Origin of the sequence: Thermoleptolyngbya oregonensis NK1-22, from assembly GCF_032705245.1 — a bacterium.
GTDB classification, from domain to species: Bacteria; Cyanobacteriota; Cyanobacteriia; order Elainellales; family Elainellaceae; genus Thermoleptolyngbya; species Thermoleptolyngbya sichuanensis.
Map to the genome: position 1 here is coordinate 2,707,718 of NZ_CP053540.1, position 25,110 is coordinate 2,732,827.

The following is a 25,110-nucleotide window of genomic DNA, read 5'->3' on the forward strand; positions in this document are numbered from 1 at the left end:
TCAGTCCACCAGTGAAAACATCAATTCGCCTTCGGCAGCCAGTTGCCCGTCTACCTCTGCGCGTCCATACATCTTGCCAAAGCGGCGTTTTTTGACCCAGAGCAGTTCAACGGCCATGATGATTTGGTCACCAGGCACAACCGGACGGCGAAACCGCACTTTGTCGATGCCTGCAAACATAAACAGGCCGTCTTGCACGTCGGCCATCTGCGTCAGCACCACGCCGCCCACCTGGGCCATGGCCTCTACGATCAATACCCCCGGCATAATGGGGCGACCCGGAAAATGACCCTGAAAGTGGGGTTCATTGAACGTAACATTTTTGATGCCCACGGCCCGCTTTTCGGGAACGAATTCGATGATTCGATCGACCAGAGAGAACGGATACCGATGCGGCAGCAGCTTGTGAATTTCCTCCACCGAAAGCACAGTCGGCGGTGCAGAGGGCGTTTCAGGAGCGGCTTCTGGCTCAGCCTGAATGGGAGAAACGGGGGAAACGGTGGTATGGAGGTCGGTCAAAATGGTCATGGGCTGACAGAGGGGAATAAGAGGGAAATGATGGAATCGAGGGTTTGGAAAGGTGGCTGGAGATGGATAGCAGGAGTCAGACAAGAGCGGCAATAGGGCTGCGGAAACCGGGGGTGGGAAGATTGGGCAGCAGCGGCGCTGAGAATCGCGCTAGGGCGCAAACGGGGACAGTCGGAGGCGGCGAGCCAGTTCCGTATGCAGTTGGTGGCTCGCTTTGTAGGCGACCAGGTGCGCCAAGGGCATCCAGCCGAGTAGACTGATGTCTCCTACTAAGTCTAAAAGTTTATGACGCACTGGTTCATTTGAAAATCTCAGGGGTGGGTTTAGCCATCCGTCGGGGCCGCACACCAGAGCATTGTCCAGGCTGCCGCCGCGAATCAGGCCGAGCGATCGCAGTTGGTCGATCTGATGCGCCAGACCAAAGGTGCGGGCGGGGGCGATCGCCCTTTCAAAGGGTTCTGCGCTGGGCGACCAACTGACCCACTGGTTGCCAATGGCGGGCAGGTCAAAGTCGATGCCGTAGCTAAAGCGCAGTTCTGGGGCGGGGATCGCGGCTACAAACGCATCCTCGTGGCGCACCCAGACGGGTTCTGGCAGGGGAACCAGAGCGCAGGAGGCGGACTGGGGCATGATCCCGGCGGCGGCGATCGCCCTGGCCCAGTCCTGGGCAGAACCATCTAGCAAGGGCACTTCGGGCCCGTCGATTTCGATGCGGGCGTTGTCAATGCCCATGCCCACCAGCGCCGCCAGCAGGTGTTCCACCGTGCGAACGCTGGCAGTCCCCTCAGCGGTTTCCACTGCCAGTTCGGTCGAAAGCCGCGTCTCGCGCACCTGGTCAATATGAGCCGGAATGACGGGCTGCCCCGGCAGATCTACCCGCACAAAGTAGCGCCCATCTCCCGGCTGGGCAGGCAAAATCCTGACCTGGGTGGGTTCGCCCAGATGCAGCCCCACCCCCGACTGCGCTAGGGGGCTGGCAAGGGTATGCTGCTGATCCCTCAGCAGACCGGGAGCCGGGGCTTCGCGGCGGTTGGCGGATGGGGTGCTAGAGAAAGAGAGGACTTGTTCCATTGCGATCGCCCAGATGGCGGTATCAAAACCTGACGGGTCTTAACTAAGGCTACTGCTAGAAGCGTTCCCCAATGCCAAAGTGAATCCGACTGTCGCCTTCATCATTAAAGCCCAGGTCTACCCGGATTGCGCCAATCGGCGACTGCACCCGAATTCCCAGCCCAAAGCCAATCCCGGTTCCTGGCTTGTCGCGCACCACAGCGGGCTGTCCTGGCACGTCGCTGCCCGTTCCCAGGTCGCTGCCCACGTCTACAAACAGCACGCCGCCGACAATTGAAAAGATGGGGAAGCGGTATTCTACCGTACCCAGCACAAAGGCGCGACCGCTGCCCACATCGCCCGCTTCATAGCCGCGCACCGAGTCTGTGCCGCCCAGCGAGAAGGCCTCGTAGGGCGGCAGATCGCCCAACACCACGCCGCCCTGCACGTTGAAGGCCAGCGTTTCGGGCCCTTCTGTGAAATCGGTGATGTCTACAGGGAAGTAGCGGCTATAGCTGCCCCGCAGTCGGTTGAAAAAGATATTGCCCTGACCTACAGGAATCGACTGATCCGTTGCAATCCGGAGGTTATAACCCCGTGTGGGGGCAACGGCGCTATCGCGGCGATCCTGACTGGCGCTGAGCTGCACGAGCAAAATATCATCCGTGCCCGACTCGCTGAAGCTGAGCTGGTTGCCCAATTCGTCCACTGGAGCCAGATCGCCATCGGAGTCTTGCAGGCGGATGTTCTGGTATTGCAGCCCGGCTGTAGCTCGCCAGCCGTTGCCCAAGGGTCGGCCAAAGGTCACGCCGCCGCCAATCCGCCGCACGCGAGGGCGATCGCCATTTTCCAGCGTCACCTCCGTCTCGCCGCCCTGAAACACCAGCGGAATCGACCGACGGCTAAAGGCGTTGACCGTATAGGAAGTGCGGTTTGGATCGCCCGCAATCCACGGGTCTGTAAAGCTAATATCAAACAGCAAATCCCGCTGACCAAACTGCACCTCTGCGCCGAGTCGCTGGTTGTTGCCGCCCAGGTTTTGCTCCTGATAGCTGACCGTGCCAAACAGACCGCTAGCCGAACTCACGCCCACCCCAGCGGAGATCGAGCCGCTGCTCCGTTCCACGGCGTTGATGGTCACGTCCACCTTGCGGGGGTCGTCACCCGGATTCAGCGTCACCTGCAAGTCGTCGAATAGCCCCAGGCGAAAGGCCCGCTGGAGGTCTTGCTGAATCTGGTTCTGATTGAACACGTCCCCAGGCTTGGTTTCAAATTCCCGCGTGATGATGAAAGCGCGGGTGCGGCCTCGAATCGGGTTGCCGTCGTCGTCCTCGGTTTCGCCGTCTTCGGTTTGAAAGGCGACGTTGATATCCTCGATCACGCCCTCTGCCACCGAGAGCGTGACCACGCCATCCTGGCTGATGCGGGGTGCGTCGATGACCTGCGCCAGCACATAGCCGTTGTCCTGATACCAGCGGTTGATGTTGCGGATGCCCGTCTGAAGCTGGTTCAGGTTCAACACGCGGCCGTATTGCGTTCCAAAGGTCTGGTCAACCACCTGCTGGGGCAGCACCTCGTTGCCCTGGATTCGCACTGCCGTTAGCACCGGGTTGGGCTGCACCACAAAGGTGACCCGCACGCCCAGCGGCGTATCCTCGGGAACCGCCCGCACGTCCGCGAAAAAGCCCGTGGCAAACACCGCGTTAATATCCTGCTGAAGCTGGGTGCGCGTAGTGGTTGCGCCAGCGCGAGTTCTGATGGCGTTAAATACCGCGTCTTCTAGCTCCGGGCTGGGGGCCCCGCTGACGACCAATTCAGACACCAGCACCCGCGGTTCTTCCTGGGGCGGGGCAGCCTCAGCAGGGGCGGGCTGTCCGTCGGTGGGCTGGGGCTGGGGGATAAATTGGGCTAGCTCAATGGGGTCGCCCAGGCGGGAGGTTCCTGTCTGGGGCACGGCCAGCTTGGACAGAGCGGCGGGAGTTGCGGGTTCTGCTGCCTCTGTTCTCGGCGACTGGGTTGCCAGAGGGGATACCCCTTCAGCCAGCGGTTGCTCAGCAGGCTTGGAGGAAAGCGGGTTGACCAGCCCAGTTGCATCTCCATTCACCGAATGGGTCGGAGCCGCTGCGATCGCCCCTTCTGGTGTGCCCGATGCGGCATCCACCTCAGCGCGGGCGATCGCCCCTGGCAGCAAATCTGGCTTGACTAGGCTCGGCGGGACGGCTCCATCCCCCACAGCCGCAGCGGATGCGTCAACTGGCTCATGGGGCGACTGCTGAACCTGACCTTGGGACAATTGCTCGGAGAGGGGAGCAGTCTGAGCGCGCGCCGCCGGAGCCGCAAGACCTGAAACGGAAGAAATGGCGATCGCCGCCAATACGACAGGAGAAAAACGCATAGGTTTTAACACGTCCACACACCACAGACAGGAAGAACTGAGCAAAACAATCGGCTAGGTCAGCCAGGAACGATTCGGATCAGCGCGACGGCATAGCCCAGTCGAGATAGCCTAGTCGAGACGCAGATCGGGATTGACGAGCCGAGTGCGATTCCCGTAGGGATCGCTTCGCGAATCGCAATTCCGAGCAAACGGAGCAATTTTACAGCATTGGCAACGCCCTTCTAGACGCTTTGTGCCAGAACTCGCTGTAGCACCTGCTGGTACGCAGCCTCCACATCGCCCAAATCGCGTCGAAATCGGTCTTTATCCATCACCCTGCGGTTGGGGTCAGACTCCGCCTGGTTCCACAGACGGCACGTATCGGGACTAATCTCATCCGCCAGCAGCAGCTTGCCTGTTCCATCAACCCCAAACTCCAGTTTGAAGTCCACCAGTGTAATCCCACACTGATTAAAGAACTCAGACAGCACCTGGTTGACCCGCAGCGCCATCTCCCGGAGTTGCTGCACCTGATCGGGCGTGGCCAGCCCCATCACGCGCAGCCGATCTTCCGTCAGCAGCGGATCGCCGAGGGCATCGTTTTTAAAGTAAAACTCTACCAGCGGCGGACTGAGCGGGGTTCCCAACTCCAACCCAGTCTGTTGACAGAGACTCCCCGCTGCAATGTTCCTGACCACCACCTCCAGGGGCACAATCGACACCCGCCGCACCCGCATGGTGTTTGGCGTGGGGCAGTCAATCAGGTGGGTCGGCACGCCCTGCGCCTCTAGCAGGCGAAACAAGTGCTGCGACATGGCGCAATTCACCTCGCCTTTGCCGGAAATCGTGCCGCGCTTTTGGGCATTAAACGCGGTTGCATCATCTTTGAAGTAGGTCAGCAAGACTTCTGGATCGTCGGTGGCGTAGAGGATTTTGGCCTTGCCCTCGTATCGTTTTTGGGCAACAGGATTTTCGGCAGCAGGGTTTTCGGCGACGGGATTTTCGGCAGTAGGCGGTTCAAAGGCATTCATGGCAGCAGGGGAAAGAGACTCCAAAAGAACATTCTATGCAAGCGATTCGGGTTCCGTCGGATGGCTTAATCCAGCGGCTGGTGAAACTGGTTCCAGGCGGCGGCAGCTTCGGGGCTGGAGGGCACGCCGCGCCGCAGCAGGGCAACGCCATCCTGAAAATCCATCAGCCCAAAGCTGCCGTCTCGGAGCCAGCCGAGGACGCGGTTGGTCATGCCAAAAAAGCTTCTGCCTTCATCGGGAAAGGCCGCCGAAAAGCGCAGCGGATACCAAAAATCCAGCACGGCATATTCCACGCCAATCTGCTTGCGGTCGTCGTTGATCAGGCGCGTGCCTGGATAGCGCAAGACTTCGCGGCGGCTGGAGAGATGCGCCACGATGTTTCCCGTAGCGGTGACGCTGGCATCGTCGGGGATTTGCCGCAAGAGCGATCGCACGGCCTGGGCGTGTTCCCACTGGCGGGCGGGCGACGTGTAGACCCACGGCTGGATCGAGTCGGGAATGAACACCGACAGCGCCCGATTGGGATTTGACGCAACTGTGAACAGCAGCGCCAGCCCCAGGCAAAATAGCCAAAACTGCCGCAAGCGGGGGCGAAACCAGTGGGGATGCTTATGCCACCAGAGAATTGCGCCGTAGAACAACCCCGGAACCAGCGACACGGCATAGCGTAGGTGCATCGACAGGGCGGTAGGGTCTTCTTGCAGCAGCAGCTTGAGCAGCGGAAACCCGGTCAACAGCCACGCATCCAGCGAAATTACAGGCACAAACGCCAGCGGCAGCCATTGCGCCAAAACATAGCTGAGGGTGCGTCCTGGAGGGTTGACTACTTCTGCCAGAACTTGGTCAGGGTTGCGGATCATCGCCCACAGCACCTCCAGTGTCGAAGCCTCCTGCCCGTTAGTGAACCGTCCAAACTGCTCCACCATAAACCGCCGCGAAATGTCCGGCGCAAACAGCGGCATCACCCAATTCGTCAGCAGCAGCATATAGCCCAGGCTGAGGACGCACACCGCCACCCCCGCCCGCAAAAACCGCCGCGATGCTGCCATGTAGAAGCCCACGCCAAAGGTAATCACCCCGGCATCTTCGCGCACCACCAGCGTCAGCCCTAGCAGCAGCCAAAACAGCCACCAGCGCCGCTTTTCCATCGCCCATAGCAGGCCAAAGACAAACAGCGGAATTTGGGAGAAATCGTGGAAATTGGCCAGCGTCGGCGCGATGACCGCATTCGCGCAAAAGTAGCTGACGGCAATCAGCGCCGACACATGGGGCGGGTGATAGTGACGGGCCAGCGCGTACAGCACCAGTCCGCCTGCTGTCATCAGCGTCACTTGCAGCAGCGACAGCCCCGCAGGCGACTGAAACAGGGCATAAATCGGCAGCCACAGCAGCAGCGCGGGGGTGAAATGCTGGGCGAGGCGGCGATAAAACACCTCCGGCAGTTGGTTGTCTAGCTGCACAGCGCTCGATTCGCTGGAGGAGAGGGAGCCTTCAAACCAGCGTCCGTGCAGGCTATTCCAAAACACCTGGTTGAAGATGCCCTGGTCGAACGACACAAACGTCGGGAAGAAGTTATAAAACCGTTGCAGCGCAAAAATGCTGCACAGTACCCAAAAGAGGGCCGCCGCGAGTAGCACTGTCCGCCAGCCCCAGTCAAACTTGCGTTTTGTGCGAGGCTCTGGGCCCTCGCGTCGTTCATCGCCCATTGTGTTTACTCTCGGCTCACTCTCGGCTTACTCTCGGCTTACTCTCGGCTTACTCTCGGTTCACTCTCGGCTTACTCTCGGTTCACTTTCTGGTTTGCTGCCTGGTCTAACACCTGACCTCTCGCTGCTACGGGCGCTGGAGGAGGCGATCGCCCATGCGGTTGCGGTGTTTGTCGATGGTGACGAGGCGAATGTAATCCTTTGGATGTTCTGCAATGCAGCGTTCCAGCGCGGCGATCGCCTCCTCTGGGTTGCCGTCGTAGGTTCCAAAACACTGCCACGACCCCATGCGATAGCGGCGCTCATCCACGTACTCAATGCCGAGTCGTAGCCCTCCTGCCAGGATGCTGCGAATTTCCTCGGCGACCTCTGCTGCAATGGTAGGCTGCGTTCCAGGGGGGGAAGTTTTCAACGATGCCATCCCGTTCCCATTGGCAGACTTGGCGGGTGGAGGTTCGGCCGACCCGGGGCGATCGCCATAATACATAAAGTATTTATCGGATTTGCTGATCGAATGGCTTGCGCGGTTCGCTGAGCGGGGGCGATCGCCCTTCAGCACCTCGTTATATTCAGATACCAGCCGCAGTTCACGAATGCGTTCCTGCTCCTGTACCATCTCTGTGCCAATCTCGATTAAATGTTGCAGGCTAAAGTTGGGTTTTTGAAATTCTGTCGGCTTGCCGTCGCTGTGAACCACCTTCTGCGAAATCTTGTCGATGCCGACCTGGTGAATGAGCGTGCGAACCTGTTCATCATACAAGCGCGATCGCAGTGCGCCAAAAAAGTCCGTTGCCTGGTCAGCGAAGTGATCCACCAACGCTTCCACGTCCGATCGGGGAACGCCATCCGCCTCAAAAATGCCCGCCACAATGCCCAGCCGATCCTCCCGCGTCGGGTCCCAAAAGAATTTCTCCATCCGTCCATCGCGGATCAGCGGCGCATACAGCGTTGCAAAGTCATTGCCCGTCACGATAATCGGAATTCGCTGAGTCGGCTCTGCGTCATAGCTGCCCGGAAGCTGCACATTGGTCGGGTTGTCGGCAATGTTCATCAGCGTGGCGTTGACCAACTGCGTGTTCACGGTATATTGCGTGCTGGCATCCACCCGCCCAATGCCCGCATCTACGTCGTTGATCATTAGCACTGCCATGCGCCCGTGGGTGCGGCTCCACTCGCCCGCCTCCCGATAGCGCAGCCGAATCAGCCGCGCCGGATCGCCCGCATCAGGACTTTCCAACTCGCCCGCCGACATATACACCGCCCCTAGCCCCATGCGCTTAAACACTAGCTCGCACATGAAGGTTTTGCCCTCGCCTTTGCGCCCATGAATCCCCAAAATCAGCGGCACCTTGACGTTGGGCAGCGCCAGAAAGTTCTTGGTGATATGCACCGAGAGGCGATCCAGAAATTTGGGCGGAATGTAGTAAGACATGTTGAGACAAGACGGGACGAGGGATAGACTCTGGATTTGCGGCTTGAAACTTGCTGCTTGATATTCATCACCCTGTCCATCATCTCATCATCGCCTCGCATCCAGAGTGTTTAGACCTCACGCATTTATTTAGTGCTGATTCAGTGAACCTTCGCCAAGTGCGGCGGACGGGGGAGCGTTGCAGGGGAATCGCCTAGAATAAGACTCAGCCCTACGGCCTGTCGCCCCTTCAATTCGCCCTTCGTCCCTGGAGCCTGTCTCATGGTGCAAGTTCCCACAAAGCCGCTGACCCTGGAGGAATTTCTGGCGCTGCCCGAAACCAAGCCCGCCAGCGAATTCATCGACGGCAATATCCTTCAAAAGCCCATGCCCCAAGGAAAACACAGCGTTTTGCAGCGTGAACTAACCTTTGCTATTACGGCTGCATTTCGTGCTGATGGCGCAGGGCAAGCGTTTCCAGAACTGCGCTGCACGTTTGGGGGACGCTCTATCGTGCCCGATATTGCTGTTTTCCGCGCCGACCGCATTCCCAGAGACAGCAGCGGCGAAGTGGCAAATACGTTTAACCTGCCGCCCGACTGGACGATAGAAATCCTATCGCCGGGACAAAGCCAGTCCAGAGTGATTCGCAACATTCTGCACTGCCTCAGCCACGGCGCGGAGATGGGCTGGCTGCTCGACCCGGAAGAGGCGTGCATCTTTGTCTATGGCGCAAATCAGTCGGTGCAGCTATTTGACGAGCCGGATAGCGTGCTGCCTGTGCCTGGGTTTGCTGGGGCGGTGCGGCTGACGGTCGGGGAAATTTTTGGCTGGCTCCAGGCATAATGGTCGCGTTGTGATCTGCGCCGACGAGTAGGCACACTAGACCGAGCAACTGTTCAGCAAGAAAGCTTACCAAGCTGCTCGGTCTGGGTTGATTTTTGGATGTTTTGTATGGCAAACATCGCAGGAGCGGGTCTGGACTCTCTTTCACACGCTCGACGAATTGCCATCCATCGACTCTGGCACCAGAGAGTGCAGGGGAAAACACAGACCACCCGAAACCCGATGTTGTTGTTGCGGTTGTGCGGCGTGTTACGGTTGCGGTTGGCAGAGCGGCAGAAGGCTGGATTGTTGTTCCAGGAACCGCCCCGCACCAGCTAGGCTGACTCGCCCCAGGATTAGGATAAAACGAAAGCCCGTCCTCTGCTTGCGGGCTATTGCAATTCTTAAAGCCCTATTCTGGCTACTCTGTAGCGGTTATGAAGTTGTGAATACTAGCTGCTCAAAGATATCTTGCCGGAGCCGCCAGGTATCGGCGTGTTTGAGGTGTGCGCCCCAGCTTTGGATAGATTGCGTGAGCTGCTCGAAGGAAAGCCGCTTGGTGGCGTAGAGAGTTTGGTAATGGCGGAGGCGGACGCGGGCGCGGCGGAGGCTGGCAGCCTTGACGCGGATATGGTCTGGCAAGACGCGAAAGCCCAGGAAGGTGGGGCCGATGGCGGTGGCAAAGAGTTGGCTTTTGATGGGGTGAATTTTGAGCCGCAGGGTTTCTAGTTGGGACTCGATGGCGAGGCGAGCATCGGCTAGGAAGACGCGATCATCGGAGAACAGGGCAAAGTCATCGACATAGCGCACGTATTTCTTGGCTCTGAGGGTTTCCTTTACAAAATGGTCGAACCCGTTGAGATAGAGATTGGCGAAGAACTGGCTGGTGAGGTTGCCGATGGGCAGGCCCCGCCGCCTCTGAAGCGGGGTGAGCAGGTCGTCGCCGGGAAAGTAGTCGATTACGGGTTCTTGGTCGTTGCTGTGGTCGATGATGGTGTCGATTAGCCAGAGTGTGTCGGGGCACTTGATTTTGCGCCGCAGGATGGTTTTGAGGATGGCGTGATCGATGCTGGGAAAGTATTTGCGGATGTCGCACTGGAGGACATAGCGGCTGGAGCGGGCGAAGCGGGTAAAGCGCTGTAGCCCTCGATGGCTGCCATAGCCCGCCCGGTTGGCGTAGGAATCGTGGATGAAGGTGCGCTCGAAGATGGGTTGAATGACGTTGCAGAGGGCATGATGTACCACGCGGTCGCGGTAGGGCGCGGCGGAGATGAGGCGGGGTTTGGGCTGTTTGACCTGGAAGGTTTTGTATTCGCCGGGGCAATAGGTTTGGGTGAGGAGTTCTTGCTGAAGGCGAATCAGTTCGGATTCCAGGTTGTAGTTGAAGCGCAGGATGTTTTCTCGAAATCGCTTGCCCTTTTCTGCCTGGTGGGCGGCGGCCAGAAGGTTTGAGAAGTCTGTCACGTCTGACCAGAGATTGCCGTAGCGTTTCATGGTTTCGTCCTCCGGTGTTGGACTCGGCTAACTTGCAGTCCTAACCCCTAACCCCCAACCCCTAATCCCTGCTCTAGGCTTTGGCGGGGCGCTGGCGCTGTTGACGAATCCAGCCGCCTAGCTCTGTGCCGATGTCGTGCATCAGTTTGCCGACGTATTCGTAGCGCTTGGTTTCCAGGAGGCTGAAGTCGAGCAGGAGGCGGGTTTGGTGGCGCAGCAGATCGAGGCGGGTGTTGAGTTTTTCCAGGATTTCGAGCTTGTTTTGGCTATAGCGGGCCAGGATTAAGCCTTCTAGCAGGTCGTATAGCCCGTTGATGATGCGTTCGCCGAGGGTGAAGCGATGGTCGCGGGGAAGTCGGTTTAAGACAGGGACGTACCACTTAACGAGGTCGTAGGTTTTTTGGATGATGGGCAGGTCGGGCGGGGTGGGTTTACTCATGGGACACTTTCTGTAGGGGGTGAAAGGTGCTGGAGCCACTATGGATAGATAGTAAGGGTTTGGGATGAGAAACCTGAATTTAAAAAAATTTTTTAATGCGCTTCGCGCAGGGGAAAAGAAAAAAGAGCAAAGGGCAAAAGAGCTAAAGTATAAAGGGCTACTGAGTCCAGGGGAAAACACAGACCACCCGAAACCCGAAGTCGTTGTAGCGGTAGTGCGGCGAGGCACGGAAGCGGCTGGCAGAGCGGCAGAAGGCTGGATAGTCGTACCAGGAACCGCCCCGCACCAGCCTGTAGCGATCGTCACCTTCTGTGACCCAAGCACTGCCATCGGTGGGCGATCGCTCGTAGGTGGGGTGCCAATGATCGAGGCACCATTCGTAAACATTGCCGTGCATATCGCCCAAGCCAAAACCATTGACCCCAAAGCTGCCGACTTCGGTAGTTTTTTGACGATAGATTCCGGCTGTGCCGTTGCCGTAGATTTCGGTGGCTCTGTAGTTGGCCAGGTCAGAGTGTAAGGTGTCGCCAATGTGGAAGGGGCTGCTGGTTCCGGCGCGGCAGGCATATTCCCATTCGGCTTCGCTGGGCAGGCGGTAGGTCTTGCTGGTGCGCTGAGAGAGGCGATCGCAAAACTCGATCGCGTCGTACCAGGAGATTGTTTCGACGGGGCGATCGCCGCCCTTAAAGCTAACGTTGGACGGGTCTGGGTCAAGCTCTCGATTCACCGGGGGCAGGGCTGTGGCCACCGCCCGCCACTGCGCCTGGGTGATGGGAAACTGGCTCATGAAGAAACCTGGCACCGTGACTCGGTGCTGCTGCTCTACGTCCAGCCCTGCTGTTTCTGGAAGGTTGTATTGATAGTAATCGCGCCCTTCTTCCTCTGGCGGCGACCCCATGAGAAACTCTCCGCCAGGAATTTTCACCAAGTTGAGGATCTGCTCTAGTGGCAGGGCTTCTTGATAGACCGGAATGGGCTTGACCTGCGTGCTGACCTGCCCGTCTCGCAGTTGCGCGATCAGCATGGGCACGGGCTGTCCGCTGGGTGCGCCAATTAGCCCCAAGGCGCGGGCGGCTCCCTGGCGCAGGGTCAGCGGCTGTTGGTCGTCGTTCAGAATGGTCTGGAGTTCGGCTTGCCCGGCTTTCATTGCGCCCAGCGCTTCGGCTGCGCCCCGCCGCACGGCCAGTTCGTCGGGCTGCTTGGGGTCATGGTCGGCTTGCAGGAGGGCGATCAGTTGGGGAGCGAGGTCGGCTTTTAGGCTGTCGCTACAGGCTCCCAAGCTGCCCAGCGATTTCAGCGCTTCCTGGCGGGCTTCTAGGGTTTGGTTGGGGTTTTTGGCCATGCCCAGCAGATTAGGCACGGCTTTGGCGGCGGCAAGTCCACGCTTGCCCAGGTCTTTTGCGGCGCGGATGCGATATTCTTCGTCTGGGTCGGATAGGTCAGAAATTAGAAGGCTGATGCGGCGTTTTTCCTCAATTTTTTGCAACTCGGCGGGGTCGAGGCCGGCTTTGCGGGCCAGCAAATCTGGAATGTCTTCTGGAACTTGGGCTTCCTTTTTTTTCACCTGGCAGCAGTCGCGTACTGCCAGCAAAAAGCCTTGAATCGCGGTGGGAGAGTCGTTGCCCTGCTCTAGCACGGGGTCAATCGAGTCTAAAAACTCTGTCCAGGATTCTGCTGGATTTTCTCGACACTGATCGACCCAGTGCAGCGCTGCCAAATATTCTGCCAGCGGGTCTAGCACAATGCGGAGCTTGTCTCCTGGCTCCAGCGTTTGCACAAGCCGCAGCCGGGTTTCCAAATAGGCCAGCCGCGCTGGGATGTCGTTTGCGCCGTTTTTGCTCAAAGCTTTTTCAATATCTGGCTTAGCCGCAGTGGTGGGGCGATAGGTCTGTTTTAGGCATTCCCAGGCGATACGTTGAGCATCTTGCTGCACAGCGAGATTATCTCGGCGGTTGGCTTCTTCGATGCTGCGGTTGAGCTGGTTGAGATAGCTCAGCATCAGTTCGGGCACGGAGGACGGCAGAATGCCCCCCACGCCTTCTTGCTGCTCGATCATCTGGTCGGCATAGAGCCGGGCCAGCAGCACGGTGATATTGCGCTGCCCCACCATCTGCGACAGGCGACGGCAGCCGTTGAAATAGTCTTCGTCTTCAAACAAACCTCGCTTGTTGCGGGCTTCTAGATAGGCATCCATAAAGCGAGACAGGCTGCTGCCCTCGATCCGCAGTGGTTTCAGAATGGTTTTGGGCAGGTTGCCGAGCGGCTCCAGCAGGCGAGAGGTGACGACCAGCGCCCTGGCGGGAAAATCGGCTAGCTGTGGCGTGATTTGTTTGCGAGTCTCCTCGCCCATTTCAGAAAGGTGATCCACAATGACCAGCACCCGCCGTCGCCGCAGCAAATTCTCCAAAAGCTCTGGCGCAATGGGATCTCGTTGATCGGTGAGGGCGTTGATCTGGCCGCGGATGACTTCAAAGAGTGTTTGTTTGTCATCTAGCTCGGTTTCCACCAGCACGGGCAGCAGGCGATGCTGGCACAGTTGTTGGTTTAATCCCCAGAGGGCGATCTGGCAGGCGAGGCTGGTTTTGCCTGCGCCGCCTTCTTCGGTAATCAGCAAGACCGCTGTGTTTTTGGAAAAGGTGGGTCTGAGCGCTTCTCCGGTGAGCGTTTCGATGGGCTTGTTGTCGAGATAGACGGGCAGAGGAATGTGGATTGCCCGCTGGCTGACAGTTGGCAGGTCTAAGAATGACTTTTGAGCCGTTTTCCAGTGCTGGTTCACCCAGGCATCCAGGACGCGGTTGCGATATTTCAGAAACCGCACGATGCCCAGCGGAATTTTCCAGCTTGTGTAGGGGATGGACAGATCGCTGGAGGGCAGCCTGAGCAAGAGCAGCGGTCGGAACCCCAGCACGCCCAAATAGCTCAGCAAAAGCAGCGTGCCGATGCTGATCGACACCTGGTGCTGTTGCCAGAGTTCGGCGATGGGATGGGCGGGTTCGGCGGTGGCTGCGGTCGGCGCGGGGCTGGCGCTGGATTGAGCAACTGATGGGGATTCTACGGTCGTAGACAAAACCAGAGCGGCGATAAAGCTGAGGAGGGGCGACTGCAAAGAGGGCATGGATAGGTTTCGCTTGAGAATCGATGCTGCCAATACAGATGCACACCTGGCTGCATCTTAGTGTCTATTTCAACGCCCTTTTTCCAGATTCAGGGAAAATCTTTAGGAAATTCTCTTGTGAAGCGGGGTAGAACCTCCTTCACCCGATCGCACGAGGGGAAAGCGGACGACCTGAACAGGCTGTCTCGGTCGATCTATTCTACGTTTGCCCTCATCCCCCAACCCCCTTCTCCCAAGCGGGGAGAAGGGGAGCAAGAGTGGCACATTCTGTTGCTCCATATTGCAACAAGAAAAGCAACCAGAAAAGGCACCCCCTGATGGGAGTGCCTGCAACCAGAAAAGGCACCCCCCGATGGGAGTGCCTGCAACCAGCTAACTTTTAGGAAATGTTCGGGAAACTGGTGGAGCGGAGATGGGAAGCAGATGAGAACCCGCTATGACCCTAGCTAATGCTGGCGTGGCTGCGGTCGTAGCTGTCCCAGAAACCGGGCTGCACCTTGCCTTGAATGTGTCCCCAGTATTGGCTGGTGGTTCCGGCATCTAGCCCGACGTTGGCCGCCAAACGGGTCAGCATCGCTTGCTGGCGGCGCTTCACCAGTTTGTGGTGATTCATCATCAGCTCCCGCGCTCTCTCTTCGATAGTAACGGGGGCTGCGGGCTGGGCTACGGGTGCAGCGGTAGCAGGAACGGTCGCCACAGCGTCAGTTGCCCCTGCGCCAGTTGCAACGGGCTGATTGGTCTGATATTCGTTGCCCCGGAACTTCAGTTCAGTAGTGGTTGGATGGCTGTTGTTCAGGTTCAGGGGTTGGGGATCGTAGTTGTAGGTTACGCCACGATAGGTGAGTTTCATAGGATTCGCCTCTCTTTTTGAAGGGTAAGGGTGAGGCGCGTTCCTTCGGGATTGCTCCCTACTTCCGTCTCTTCTGAGCCATCAGACTTCGAGCGATTAGGCTGATTGAAGCTGACAGCGGAAAGAGATGAACGATTTCTTTTCTGTATCTATTGTTACTGTTTTGAATTTATCTGTCAAGGGTTCCTGGCTTGATTTGGGTGAGTTTTCTAGAAATCACCCGATTGGGCGATCGCCCACGCCGATGACCCCGCCCGGTTCTGTGGACGGGCGGGCAGGAGTCAGCAGCGCAAACTCCTGGTAAATCTGCCATTCATGTCCGTCGTGTTTCAAGAGCGTGAGGCGATCGCCCGAAAATCTCAGATCCAGCGGGCGTTCCTTCAGCAGGGCCCAGGCTTGCTGAAACGTGTAGGGGGTGATGTTGCGCGAGGCGACCGTGATGTGGGGCGTAAACCGCCGCCGCTTTGCCTTGGGATCGACGATGCCGAGGGTTTGCTCTAAATGCTCCGCTAGGGCAGCCTGAAGCGCCAGCAGGGCCGGAGTCCTTTCGACGTGGATATACAGCACGCGGGGCGAAAACTGGCCAAACCCCAGCAGATGCACAGGAACGCTGCTCTGTCGCTGGGCAAAGGCGGCGAGTTCTTCGGTGAGGCGATCGGCGCGGGCCGGCGACCACTCAAACGGTGGCTGAAGCGTGACGTGGGGCGGGGCTTTGGCCGTGTGGGTCTGAAAGCGATCGCCCAATTCCTGAATTACGCCATTGGCATAGTCTTGAATGGCAGGGGGGGGAACCAGGGCAATGAAAAAGCGGGCGGTTGTATCAACCATGTTGGGGGAAAAACAGGGGGCACTACATGGCGCTGAACCGGGGGTGCGATCGCAAGATTGTGGGTTCAAACTCCTGCGCCCACTGGATAAATGACTCCGGCAGGGCTTCAGAAGTTTGTCGAGTCAGCAGGGCGGTGTAGCGATTCTTTTGCCGCACCACCACTGCCCGATAGTCTGCACCATGAATCACCGCATGACGAAACCCATCTAGCTTCAGCGAAGACATCAGTAGAGACTGCAACCCCAGCGCCTGAAAGATTGTTTGCACCCAACTGACATCGCTGCTTTCGGCCGTGGTGAAGTATTCCTTTGGCAATCCGCTCAGATCAAAAATAGCAGCCCCGATCAAGTCATCGGTGTATTGACTACTGGAGGCTTGGCGTTGGGTCTCTTCCATGAGGGAGCTGCTGACCAGCATCGACGGGGCTTGGAGATGCACGACAGGATGTACAAACGGCTGTGCAACAGGCGGATTGGCAACAGGGTTGTTCACACCGACTCACCTCAAGCGAAAAGACCACATCCAGAAAGCATCACACTCTCATCATTCCCAATCTAGAAACGGAATCACCGGGGAACGACCGTAGAATTGCCTGTTGCACCATGAACCTATGTAATGTTTGCATAATGCAAACGCCGCTTAATGTAATGCTTTGATGACGTTTTGATGACGCTGGCGCAAAGGATTTTCGCTTTGTCAGATTTTTCCCAGACTTTTTTGCCAGACTCTTTCACCAGCTTTTTTTGCCAGACTTTTGACAACCCTATCAGATTAAGCGGCCTACTCAAAAGACGGGCGACGCACCATATACACCACCAGCCCTACAAACGGCACCAGACGGGCGATCCAGCCAATTGCTGGGTTGACCCACTGGCGACGAGCCATGTCATCGGACACCAGCCATCCTTGAAATAACCAAAATACGAGCAGGTCGATCAGGAAAGAATAGGCGAGGCGATCGCCCTGCAAAATCTCCATCAGGCTGGCCCAGCGGGTTGGCCCGTCGCCAAACTCAGGGCGGGCCGCCACTGCCCAGACAGCCGACGCAAGGGCGATCGCCCCCAGCACCAGCGGCCAAGCTCGGCTTTCGGTTATTTGCTCTAGGCGGCTTAGCGGCGGGGTCGGCGGCTCCGGATTCGGTCGTCGCAGCGCCAGCCAGGGCAGATAAAATACGTTCGTCAAAAATGCTGTGCCCAGGAGAAAGGGTAAAATCGGCAGCCGCTGCCCCCGCCCATCGATGGCAAAGCCCCACAGCAGCAGCCCCCAGCCCACCGTCAGGTTAAACAGCGCCTCTAGCCCAGGATGTAGCACCGGAGCTACGGCGGGAAAGAGCGCAGGCAGCACCAGCCCAAAATTCAAACTGAGGGCGATCGCCTCTTGCAGGGTGGCGGGCGACGTATGGAGCAGCGACGGCCCCGGCGGCAGGTTGCTCAGCAGCACATAGCCGACGTAGGCCAGCCACACCAGCCAGACCAGGGGCGAGACCCAGGCCGCCTGGGCGGGGCGATCGCCCTTGGTCTGCGTCGAAGCATCGCCCGATACGCCAGCAGTTTGCGAATCAGAAGTCGGCATTAATCGGCATTAATCGGCATTAAATGGGGTCTTGATAAAGGGGAATCGATTTTGGATCTTGGAGTTTGGAGTTTGGATTGGCGGTTCTGGATTGCTGGCCCGAGTATCTATGAGGCTTTCAGCGATTTCACCCGTTTAGCGATTTCACCCGTTTCGCTGTTGGTGCGGATTGATATCCAGAACGGTATCTAGAACAGCAAGTTGGGCCAGCAAGAAGGTCGGTCAGCTTTGCTGGAATACCTTTTCGAGCCTTATCTTTGGCTTCGGAATCCTTGTTCCCTTACTTCGTGCCATAGAGGCGATCGCCCGCATCGCCCACGCCAGGAACAATGTAGCCATGCTCGTCCAGTCGCTCATCCACCGCAGCCGTGTAGATGGGCACATCTGGATGCTGCTCATGAAAACACTGGATGCCTTCTGGAGCCGCCAGCAGGCAGACAAACTTGATCGACAGCGGATTGGCTTCCTTGAGGCGATCGACGGCAGCGACGGCCGAGTTGCCCGTAGCTAGCATCGGGTCTACAACGAGCATGTCGCGGTGTTCGGTGTCGTTGGGCAGCTTCAGGTAATATTCCACCACCGTCAGCGTGGTTGGCTCGCGATATAGCCCGATATGCCCGACCTTTGCGGTGGGAATTAGCTCCAACATGCCGTCTAGCAAGCCCTGCCCCGCCCGCATGATCGAGACAATTACCATGTTTTTGTCGGCGGCCAGCACGGGCGCATCCATCTCGGCCAGGGGGGTGCGGATTTTTTCATACTTCACAGGCAGGTCGCGGGTGACTTCGTAGGCCAGCAGCATGGAAATTTCCTTGAGCAGTCGCCGAAAGTCTTGCGTGTGGGTTTCTGCCTGACGCATCAGGGTCAGCTTGTGTTGCACCAGCGGGTGCTTGATGACGTTAACTTCGGCCGGAAAGACAATCGATGAGGATTGAGATGGGGGTTGCTCGGACACGGTGTTTACCAGACCTTTTACCAGATGCTCGTTTTTGCAGTGCAGCCTGAATTTCTCATGGCCCGATTTTAGTGCATCTCATCGATGGGCGATCGCCCTTCTTGCTCCCGTCTTGCCTTAAATTTGCAATTCCCCAGCCGGGTTTTTTTGCTGGGGCATTAACGGCTGAGAAATCAAATGCTACAATCTCGCTTTACACAATTTGGTCACACAATTCGGCAAGTCTTATTGGCAAGTTTTATGGGCGAGTCTTGTGGGCAAGTCTTGTGGGCGAGTCTGATCAGCCAGTCTTCGCCAGTCCTATTAGCCAGCCTCAACGTTGTCGATCTGAAAACGGGCTAAAGAACTTGCTAGAGTTTGTGAATCATTCTCAGGGTGTCTTTTCGCTATGACAGACGCACAATCAGACGCACAATCCAAAGCCAAGCCCAAACATATTATTCTCACGTCTCATCGCAATCGCCTGGGAGCCAAGACTACGCCGATTCTCTGGGGCGCAGCCAACCCGGTCGAGCGCGGCCCCATCATCGGCTCGGTTCGCAGCACAGCCCAGCGCAATGTGATTGGGACGCACGGCGGCTCCTACAGCGTCTATCGGGCGCTGGCCGTGGCCAGTGGGGTGCTTGACCCAGAGCATCGGGCAGATTTGACCAATACCGCTCCGGTTTCGGCGATTGGCCCCTACGCCAGTTGGAAAGATCCCGAAAAGATTGTCTCGCTTGATCCGTGGGGGGCGATCGCCAGCGAGATTTTTGCGCCCCATTTCCCCAGCGATTACGACATTCGTCCCACTATCGCCATCACCAAGGCGCACATCTTCATTCCCGAACTGCGCGACGAAATCGCCAGCGGCCGCCTGCGGGTAGACGGCAAGATCCTCAAAGAAGACGGCAATTTGGTGGTGACGAAGGCCGCCATCGACCCGGTATGGTATCTGCCGGGGATTGCCAAACGGCTAGACGTAGAAGAATGGGAACTGCGCCGCATTTTGTTTCAGCAGACGGGCGGCATGTTTCCCGAACTGGTGACGCGCCCCGATTTGCAGGTGTTTTTGCCACCCATCGGCGGCACGACGGTTTATATCGTCGGTGACGAAACGACCATTGGCGACCCAGCCAAGCCGCTGGCCGTGCGGGTGCATGACGAATGCAACGGCTCCGATGTGTTTGGCTCTGATATTTGCACCTGTCGCCCCTATCTGGTGCATGGCATCGAGGTTTGCATCCAGACGGCGCAGGAGGGCGGCGCGGGCATTATTGTTTATTGCCGCAAGGAAGGTCGGGCCCTGGGCGAAGTGACCAAGTTCCTGGTCTACAATGCTCGCAAGCGCCAGGAGGGGGGCGATCGCGCTGATGCCTATTTCCTGCGGACGGAGTGCGTGGCGGGGGTGCAGGATATGCGCTTTCAGGAACTCATGCCCGACGTGCTGCACTGGCTGGGCGTGAGCAAGATCGATCGGCTGGTGTCGATGAGCAATATGAAATACAACGCGATTACTCACGCGGGCATCGAGGTCGTGCAGCGAATCCCAATCCCGCCAGACCTGATTCCTGCCGACGCGCAGGTAGAAATCGAAGCCAAAAAAGCATCGGGCTACTATTCCGAAAACGGCGTGCTGACGACCGATGCGCTGGCGCAGGTGAAGGGACGGGATTATTAGGATTTTGGTAAGGCTTCAAGAAGCTTAGAACAACTGAACGACGGGGAACAACTGAACGACGGGCGATCGCGGGCTGAGGGGTGGTGTTTTATCAACAACCCCAAACAGCCCGCTTTTGGTATTTGTACGCAGGCGATTGAGGACTACGCCCCCAGGTTTTGAAAAACTTGCCAATTTAATCGCCAAAATCACAGAAAAAACACAAATTTCTCCTGTTAGGCTTCATGTTTGATGGGGAAATATAAAGATATAGCGCTTCATAACGGCGATCGCGCATCTAGAAGAGGAAGCTCGTATGAGCAGTAACAAAATTACAGCCCGGATCGAGTCCGAGATTCAGCGGTTATCTTCCGAGCATGGCTACAGCGATTCAATTCTGCGAGAATTTGCGCTCTTTGTGCTTACAAAAGAGTCTGCAAAATCGAAGTCTGCTGCAAAGCCGAAGCCGCCCAAGGTCAAGAAGCTAACTGTTACACAAGTCAAGCAAGCAATCTACGATCACTTCGGCGTAAAAGACACCAAGGAACTCAAAAAGTCTGGTGCATTTCAGCTTGCAACTAGCAGCATGGGCAACGTCAGCCTTAGCAAGAAGGATGACTGGGAGCAGCTTTATCGGAAGCTAATTGGCATTTTGCCCGGAGAAGAAAACGAATCGGGCTATGGCTGTGTCAACGGCATCAATATTTTCAAATACGATATGCCGTGGAAAGCGTTTGGGCTTGATCCTAAAGTCAACTCTACTGAGGATGTCAAAGCCGCCTATCGGGATCTCAGCAAGATCTACCACCCAGACAATTCCGAAACAGGAAATGCAGAAATTTTTGACCGATTGACCGTGTTCTACAAGAGTTTGACCGAGAAGTTCTAAACATGGCAAAAACCTACATCAGAGCAGAAGACTTACTAAAGCTTCTCAAGATCTCTTCCCAGGAGCTAATCGAAATTGAGAAGTTCTTTGATGCCATTCCTGATGATGAGTGGGAATTGGAAGAAGGGAAAGATTATCGAGTGGTTTCGAGTAATGGAGCCAGAGAATATACTCAGTCGGGAGCGTATACTCTAGCTCGATATCTTGAAGCTACGAAGAAACTGAGTTTTTGGGATTCTCTTAAAGAGTGGTTTTTGCACACCAGAGCAAAGATTCGTAAGAGCTTCGTCCGTAAGAAGATTTTGGATAACTGTGCTTCGCTGATGCGGCGGAGCGATCAGTATTGGGTGAGCCAAGCAGATGCCGTAGCAATTTTTGGGACAAATATCCAGACGCTTCGCCGGATGGCTGAGTGTACCCAAAAGAGCGATCGCCCGCTAATCAAAGGACAGCACTACCAGGAATTTATTGACGAGGGCGGAATTTTCTACTCTCTGGAAGGCATTTATCGACTTTCTCTGGCATTCTCAACTGAACTTACGCTTAAAAATCGTCGGGACGAATGTCGGGATGTCGGTGAAGAAATCAGTCCTCAAGTCTCAGACATTATTAAGTTGATTGAATCTCGTGAAAAGCGGATTTCCAAGTGCAAGGAAGATGCCAAAAAGCGGGATAAAAAGACTTGTCTTGTCACGGGTCAAAAACCGAACCAGTACCACAGATTTAATTTGGCAGCCCATCACCTCTATTCTTCCAGTGCATATCCTCACTTGGCAGATAGTTTGGATAATCTAATCACGATCTCCGAAGAGGTTCACACTAGATTTCACCGAGAGTTCATGAGTGGAACGGGTAAACCTTGTACGCCCGATGACTTTATTAAATTTGTTCAGCAATATTATCCGGAGAACAGTAACGTCATCATTTGGCTAGAGGGACAAAAGCGCAAACTGGGACAGCAGGAACCTGTAGGTAAGAGAAATAATCACGTTCTCTATCTGCCCCTAAGCCGAGTCAGTTAGCTTCTAGACAGGCTTGCCCTGAGCGATCGCCCTTGCTGCTAAAGAGCGATCGCTTTTGGTTATTTTCTAGCCTGTTTCAGCGCAATACCTGCTGCGGCATGGATACGCACTGCGTTTGCGGCAAATCATGTCGGGAGTGCGTTTTGGGGGGTGTTTGATGAGCGGTGGGCGTTGGAGGGATGAGCGCGGATTAATAAAGCGCGGCTTAATAATAGGTTCCAGATTTGCGGTGCTGGACAGCGGTCACTCCCACGGTTTCTAGCACTTTGCCGTTGTCTACGCTGGCGTAGATCAGCCAGTGATCGCCGCACTCCATCCGGTTTTGCACCTGGCATTCCAAAAAGGCGATCGCCTCGTCCAGCACCAAACAGCCGTTGCTGGCGGGGTGATGAGCCACGGCCGCAAAGCGGTCTTCTCCGGGCTGCATTGGCTTTTGGAAATGGCGGCGCAGGTTGCGGCCTTCCTTGAGGATATTTAGCACGAAGCCGTCGCCCGTTTCGGGCAGCAGCGCCTCGGCCTGGTCTTTGGCAAGCGCAATGGTCAGACCCGGCGGATTGAAGGTCGCCTGCGACACCCAGGAGGTGAGAACCCCGATATCGGCGCTGCCCTGCTTTGCGGTGAGGACGCAGAGGGAACCCGTGACGCGGCCGACGGCTTGTTCTGTGCGATCGCTGCGGGCATCCACCGCAGGCTGGCGCAGGGTGCGAGTTTTTCGCGTCTTTTTGAGGATTTGGGCAAATTCGGCCCCGGCGGCTTCGCACTGCTGCAAGACCTCCTCGGTGGGTGAAAACTTCACCCGCAGCGTCTCAAAGCCCAGCGTATAGCCCGCATCTTGCAGCTTGCTCTCCAGCAAGTCTACTGCTTCGCCGCTCCAGCCAAAGGAGCCAAACACGCCCGCCAGTTGGGTCTTTGGCGCAGTAGACAGAACGATGCCCAGGGCGGTCTGAATTTGGCTGGGGGGATGGCCCGCCAGCGTGGGGGAACCGATGATGAAGCCGTCGGTTTTGGCGATCGCCGCTGTGATTTCGTCTGGGTCGGCAAATTCGCAGTTGATCGAGGCCACCGTCACGCCGGCCTGGGTCAGCCCACGGGCGATCGCCGCTGCCATTGTGGCCGTGTTGCCATAGGCGGAGGCATACAGCAGCGCCACGCTGAAGTCCTGCTGATCCTGCTGTTCGCACCAATAGCGATAGTCAAACACCAGACGGCTAGCGCTGTAGCGCACCAACGGCCCGTGCCCCGGAGCCAGAATCAGCGCCGACTGAGTGACTTCGGCCAGGCGATCGAGGGCGGCTTCGACCTGCTTAGACTGGGCCGCGTGGATGCAGTCAAAATAGTAGCGGCGGTCATCGGTGAGCGATCGCCAGTGTTCGTCGTACAGCGCGTCATCGCACACATGCGCCCCAAACAGCTTGTCGCTATACAGGATTCGAGTCACAGGGTCGTAGGTGCAGAGCGCATCGGGGTGGCGCGGCGTGGGCGTGGGGATAAAGTGCAGGCAGTGCCCCTGTCCCAGGTCAATCGTATCTTCGGCGTTTGCCACCAAAATCCGCAGCGCCTGCTCTGGAAACGACTCCCGCAGCACCACCTCTGCGGCACGGGTGCAGACAAAGGTAATCTGTGCTGCTACTTCGGGGTTGAGCAAGTTCTTCAGCGTAGACAGCCGATTGGGGTTAACGTGGCTGAGAATGACATAGTTGATCCGCTGGAGGTAGACATGGTGCGCCAGCTCTTCGATAAACAGCCCGCTGAAGGAGGCTCCGGGCGGGTCGATAAGGGCAATCTGGTCTGCCTGGATCAGGTAGGCGTTGGCAGTGGTTCCCTTTTGGCGGGCGTATTCCACCTCAAACTTGAGTCGGTCAAAGGTGCGCGATCGCAGCACTAGAGTATTTGCACCGACTTCCGCCACTTGCACGTCTTTGGGTCTTAGCTCAGCCATAGGAAATCCTTAGTGTGGCAAGGGTTGGGGACAAGTGAAAAAGGGTTAAAAGAAGAAGATTGCGCTGGGGCTACAGCATTCCTCTGCGGAGAAAGGTACGCGCTGCCTCAAAAGAGCAAATAGCCTATCACTGCCCGCGTACCTAACTAACTTCAGAAACGTGATAAGCGCCTCGCGAGGAAAGAGCCTAAGGGCTAGTATCTCTCATCTGGGTGGCCCGATCGTCAGTCCGAGTGGGAAACTCGCCCCAGGCAGCGCGGCGACGACGAGACACAAACTTTTCAGGGTCGATGCCCTCAAAGGTGGGTGGCAGCCACACCCTGACTACTAGGAGCAGCGCCATCACCACCAAAAAGGCGCAGGCCGAGAGAATCTGCGTAGAAGACGTTTCCAGCACGCCGCGCACAATCACTTCGCGCAGCACCGACACAATCGAAACCTCAACTGCCACGCCAATGGACACGCGCTGTTCTTGCAGGTAAATAATCAACAGCCGAAATAGCTCCACCAAGATCAGCAGAAACAGAATGTCGGCGGTGACCTCTTGAAAGTTGAGCGGTGGCAGCAGCGACAAAAACATCTGGCGAATTTGCAGCACCATGAAGCTAAACAAACCCACGCAGAGCGAAATCACAATCCAGTCTTGAATGGTTTCGAGGGCGTGAACCAGATGATCGCGGGTGAGCCAGGAGAGGCGATCGCCCGAATCAGACTTAAGCGGCGTTTGCATGGAAATCCTCCAGCCTTGGGTGGTTTTTTCCACCTTAGTTCAGCCTGGTTTATAGGTAAAGAGTTTTTGCATTCAATTAAGTTATACGTAGAATTCAAAATTTCAGCTACTCGGACAGCCAGATTCCCGATAAATCCAGCACAAAACCGGGAAGAAGGCCTTCCTCCAACAGCGATGCAGGGTTTTCCAGGCGTTCTGGCGGGCGATCGCGCCGATACACCTCGACCTGCCGTGTCCTGGGGTCGATTAGCCAGCCCAACACCAAACCGTTGTCGATGTATTCCCGCATCTTGGCTTGCAGCACCGGCCAGTCGTCCGACTCGGAACAAAGCTCGATGACAAAATCCGGACAGAGCGGCGGAAACCGTTTGCGATCTTCAGGCGTTAGGGCATTCCAGCGCTCTTGCCGAACCCAGGCCGCATCGGGCGATCGAATTGCGCCATTGGGCAACCGAAAGCCAGTAGACGAGTCGAACGCAACGCCCAGCCTTGCCGTGCGATTCCACAGCCAAAGCTGCCCTGAGATATCAAGATTTCGGTTTCCGGTTTCTCCGCCTGTGGGTGGCATCAGAATCAGTTCTCCTGTCGCAGACCGCTCGATTCGCACATCTCGATTTGCCCGCGCCAACCGCTCGAACTGCTCGTCGGTCAGTGCGATCGCCGTTCCCAGGTGGAGAGTGAGGTTCATTCACGATTCGGGTGAGAGGGG

The 25,110-nt window shown here is 57.0% G+C and carries 23 protein-coding genes and 1 riboswitch; of the genes, 4 read left to right on the forward strand and 19 right to left on the reverse strand.

Features of this window, described 5'->3' with window-relative positions; all coding sequences use genetic code 11:
* From fabZ to HNI00_RS11655, 7 genes are all read right to left on the reverse strand, one after another.
* Positions 1–528: a 3-hydroxyacyl-ACP dehydratase FabZ gene (gene fabZ / locus HNI00_RS11625; RefSeq protein ID WP_172356103.1), complete on the reverse strand. Its 528-nt coding sequence runs from the start codon at positions 526–528 to the stop codon at positions 1–3.
* Between the two features lie 150 nt (positions 529–678).
* The gene (lpxC, locus tag HNI00_RS11630) at positions 679–1,599 is read right to left on the reverse strand and encodes a UDP-3-O-acyl-N-acetylglucosamine deacetylase (protein ID WP_316786313.1); all 921 of its coding nucleotides are present in this window, start codon (positions 1,597–1,599) and stop codon (positions 679–681) included.
* Between the two features lie 55 nt (positions 1,600–1,654).
* Complete coding sequence (locus HNI00_RS11635) at positions 1,655–3,973, reverse strand: BamA/TamA family outer membrane protein (RefSeq protein WP_316786314.1); 2,319 nt, start codon at positions 3,971–3,973, stop codon at positions 1,655–1,657.
* A gap of 224 nt (positions 3,974–4,197) precedes the next feature.
* Positions 4,198–4,986: a phosphoribosylaminoimidazolesuccinocarboxamide synthase gene (purC, locus tag HNI00_RS11640; RefSeq protein WP_316786317.1), complete on the reverse strand. Its 789-nt coding sequence runs from the start codon at positions 4,984–4,986 to the stop codon at positions 4,198–4,200.
* 65 nt (positions 4,987–5,051) lie between these two features.
* Complete coding sequence (locus HNI00_RS11645) at positions 5,052–6,692, reverse strand: DUF2079 domain-containing protein (RefSeq protein WP_316786319.1); 1,641 nt, start codon at positions 6,690–6,692, stop codon at positions 5,052–5,054.
* A 127-nt stretch (positions 6,693–6,819) separates the two neighbouring features.
* Positions 6,820–8,124, reverse strand: coding sequence for an AAA family ATPase (locus HNI00_RS11650; protein ID WP_316786321.1), 1,305 nt, complete (start codon positions 8,122–8,124; stop codon positions 6,820–6,822).
* 140 nt (positions 8,125–8,264) lie between these two features.
* Positions 8,265–8,387 (reverse strand): hypothetical protein, encoded by a 123-nt coding sequence (locus HNI00_RS11655; protein WP_316786324.1) that lies wholly within the window; start codon positions 8,385–8,387, stop codon positions 8,265–8,267.
* Between HNI00_RS11655 and HNI00_RS11660 the strand changes: the two genes are divergently transcribed.
* Entirely contained in the window at positions 8,386–8,949 is a 564-nt protein-coding gene (locus tag HNI00_RS11660) for a Uma2 family endonuclease (protein WP_316786326.1), read from the forward strand. The genes HNI00_RS11655 and HNI00_RS11660 overlap by 2 nt on opposite strands.
* A 53-nt stretch (positions 8,950–9,002) precedes the next feature.
* Here HNI00_RS11660 and HNI00_RS22135 read toward each other — a convergent pair whose 3' ends face one another.
* The 9 genes from HNI00_RS22135 to upp form a co-directional block, all read right to left on the reverse strand.
* The gene (locus HNI00_RS22135) at positions 9,003–9,260 is read right to left on the reverse strand and encodes a formylglycine-generating enzyme family protein (RefSeq protein ID WP_420156203.1); all 258 of its coding nucleotides are present in this window, start codon (positions 9,258–9,260) and stop codon (positions 9,003–9,005) included.
* Positions 9,261–9,363: 103 nt separating this feature from the next.
* A complete protein-coding gene (locus tag HNI00_RS11665) occupies positions 9,364–10,422 on the reverse strand; it encodes an RNA-directed DNA polymerase (RefSeq protein ID WP_316786328.1) in 1,059 nt (352 codons plus the stop codon).
* Between the two features lie 73 nt (positions 10,423–10,495).
* Positions 10,496–10,861, reverse strand: coding sequence for a diversity-generating retroelement protein Avd (gene avd, locus HNI00_RS11670; protein WP_316786330.1), 366 nt, complete (start codon positions 10,859–10,861; stop codon positions 10,496–10,498).
* A gap of 157 nt (positions 10,862–11,018) precedes the next feature.
* Positions 11,019–13,976, reverse strand: coding sequence for an SUMF1/EgtB/PvdO family nonheme iron enzyme (locus HNI00_RS11675; protein ID WP_316786332.1), 2,958 nt, complete (start codon positions 13,974–13,976; stop codon positions 11,019–11,021).
* Positions 13,977–14,418: 442 nt separating this feature from the next.
* Positions 14,419–14,826 carry a glutamine synthetase inactivation factor IF7A gene (gifA, locus tag HNI00_RS11680; RefSeq protein WP_316786334.1) on the reverse strand — a complete coding sequence of 136 codons (408 nt, stop codon included), beginning with the start codon at positions 14,824–14,826 and terminating at the stop codon, positions 14,419–14,421.
* Between the two features lie 34 nt (positions 14,827–14,860).
* Positions 14,861–14,962, reverse strand: a riboswitch (Glutamine riboswitch).
* Positions 14,963–15,042: 80 nt separating this feature from the next.
* Positions 15,043–15,654 (reverse strand): 2'-5' RNA ligase family protein, encoded by a 612-nt coding sequence (locus HNI00_RS11685; RefSeq protein WP_316786336.1) that lies wholly within the window; start codon positions 15,652–15,654, stop codon positions 15,043–15,045.
* Between the two features lie 22 nt (positions 15,655–15,676).
* A complete protein-coding gene (locus HNI00_RS11690) occupies positions 15,677–16,147 on the reverse strand; it encodes a hypothetical protein (protein ID WP_316786338.1) in 471 nt (156 codons plus the stop codon).
* Positions 16,148–16,435: 288 nt separating this feature from the next.
* Positions 16,436–17,227 (reverse strand): hypothetical protein, encoded by a 792-nt coding sequence (locus HNI00_RS11695; RefSeq protein ID WP_316786340.1) that lies wholly within the window; start codon positions 17,225–17,227, stop codon positions 16,436–16,438.
* Positions 17,228–17,507: 280 nt separating this feature from the next.
* Positions 17,508–18,086: a uracil phosphoribosyltransferase gene (gene upp, locus HNI00_RS11700; RefSeq protein WP_255548927.1), complete on the reverse strand. Its 579-nt coding sequence runs from the start codon at positions 18,084–18,086 to the stop codon at positions 17,508–17,510.
* A gap of 484 nt (positions 18,087–18,570) precedes the next feature.
* Between upp and HNI00_RS11705 the strand changes: the two genes are divergently transcribed.
* The 3 genes from HNI00_RS11705 to HNI00_RS11715 all read left to right on the forward strand — a co-directional run bounded on the left by HNI00_RS11705 (position 18,571) and on the right by HNI00_RS11715 (position 21,732).
* Positions 18,571–19,842, forward strand: a complete 1,272-nt coding sequence (locus HNI00_RS11705; protein WP_172356073.1) for a GTP cyclohydrolase II — start codon at positions 18,571–18,573, stop codon at positions 19,840–19,842.
* A 295-nt stretch (positions 19,843–20,137) separates the two neighbouring features.
* Positions 20,138–20,710, forward strand: coding sequence for a DnaJ domain-containing protein (locus tag HNI00_RS11710; RefSeq protein WP_297080787.1), 573 nt, complete (start codon positions 20,138–20,140; stop codon positions 20,708–20,710).
* Between the two features lie 2 nt (positions 20,711–20,712).
* Positions 20,713–21,732 (forward strand): hypothetical protein, encoded by a 1,020-nt coding sequence (locus tag HNI00_RS11715; protein WP_316786346.1) that lies wholly within the window; start codon positions 20,713–20,715, stop codon positions 21,730–21,732.
* Between the two features lie 205 nt (positions 21,733–21,937).
* Here the strand turns inward: HNI00_RS11715 and HNI00_RS11720 are convergent, their stop codons facing one another.
* The 3 genes from HNI00_RS11720 to HNI00_RS11730 all read right to left on the reverse strand — a co-directional run bounded on the left by HNI00_RS11720 (position 21,938) and on the right by HNI00_RS11730 (position 25,089).
* Positions 21,938–23,671, reverse strand: coding sequence for a diflavin flavoprotein (locus HNI00_RS11720; protein ID WP_316786348.1), 1,734 nt, complete (start codon positions 23,669–23,671; stop codon positions 21,938–21,940).
* Between the two features lie 187 nt (positions 23,672–23,858).
* On the reverse strand, positions 23,859–24,401 hold the full coding sequence (locus HNI00_RS11725) for a phosphate-starvation-inducible PsiE family protein (RefSeq protein WP_316786350.1): 543 nt from the start codon (positions 24,399–24,401) through the stop codon (positions 23,859–23,861).
* Positions 24,402–24,507: 106 nt separating this feature from the next.
* On the reverse strand, positions 24,508–25,089 hold the full coding sequence (locus tag HNI00_RS11730; protein ID WP_316786352.1) for a Uma2 family endonuclease: 582 nt from the start codon (positions 25,087–25,089) through the stop codon (positions 24,508–24,510).
* Between the last annotated feature and the right edge of the window lie 21 nt (positions 25,090–25,110).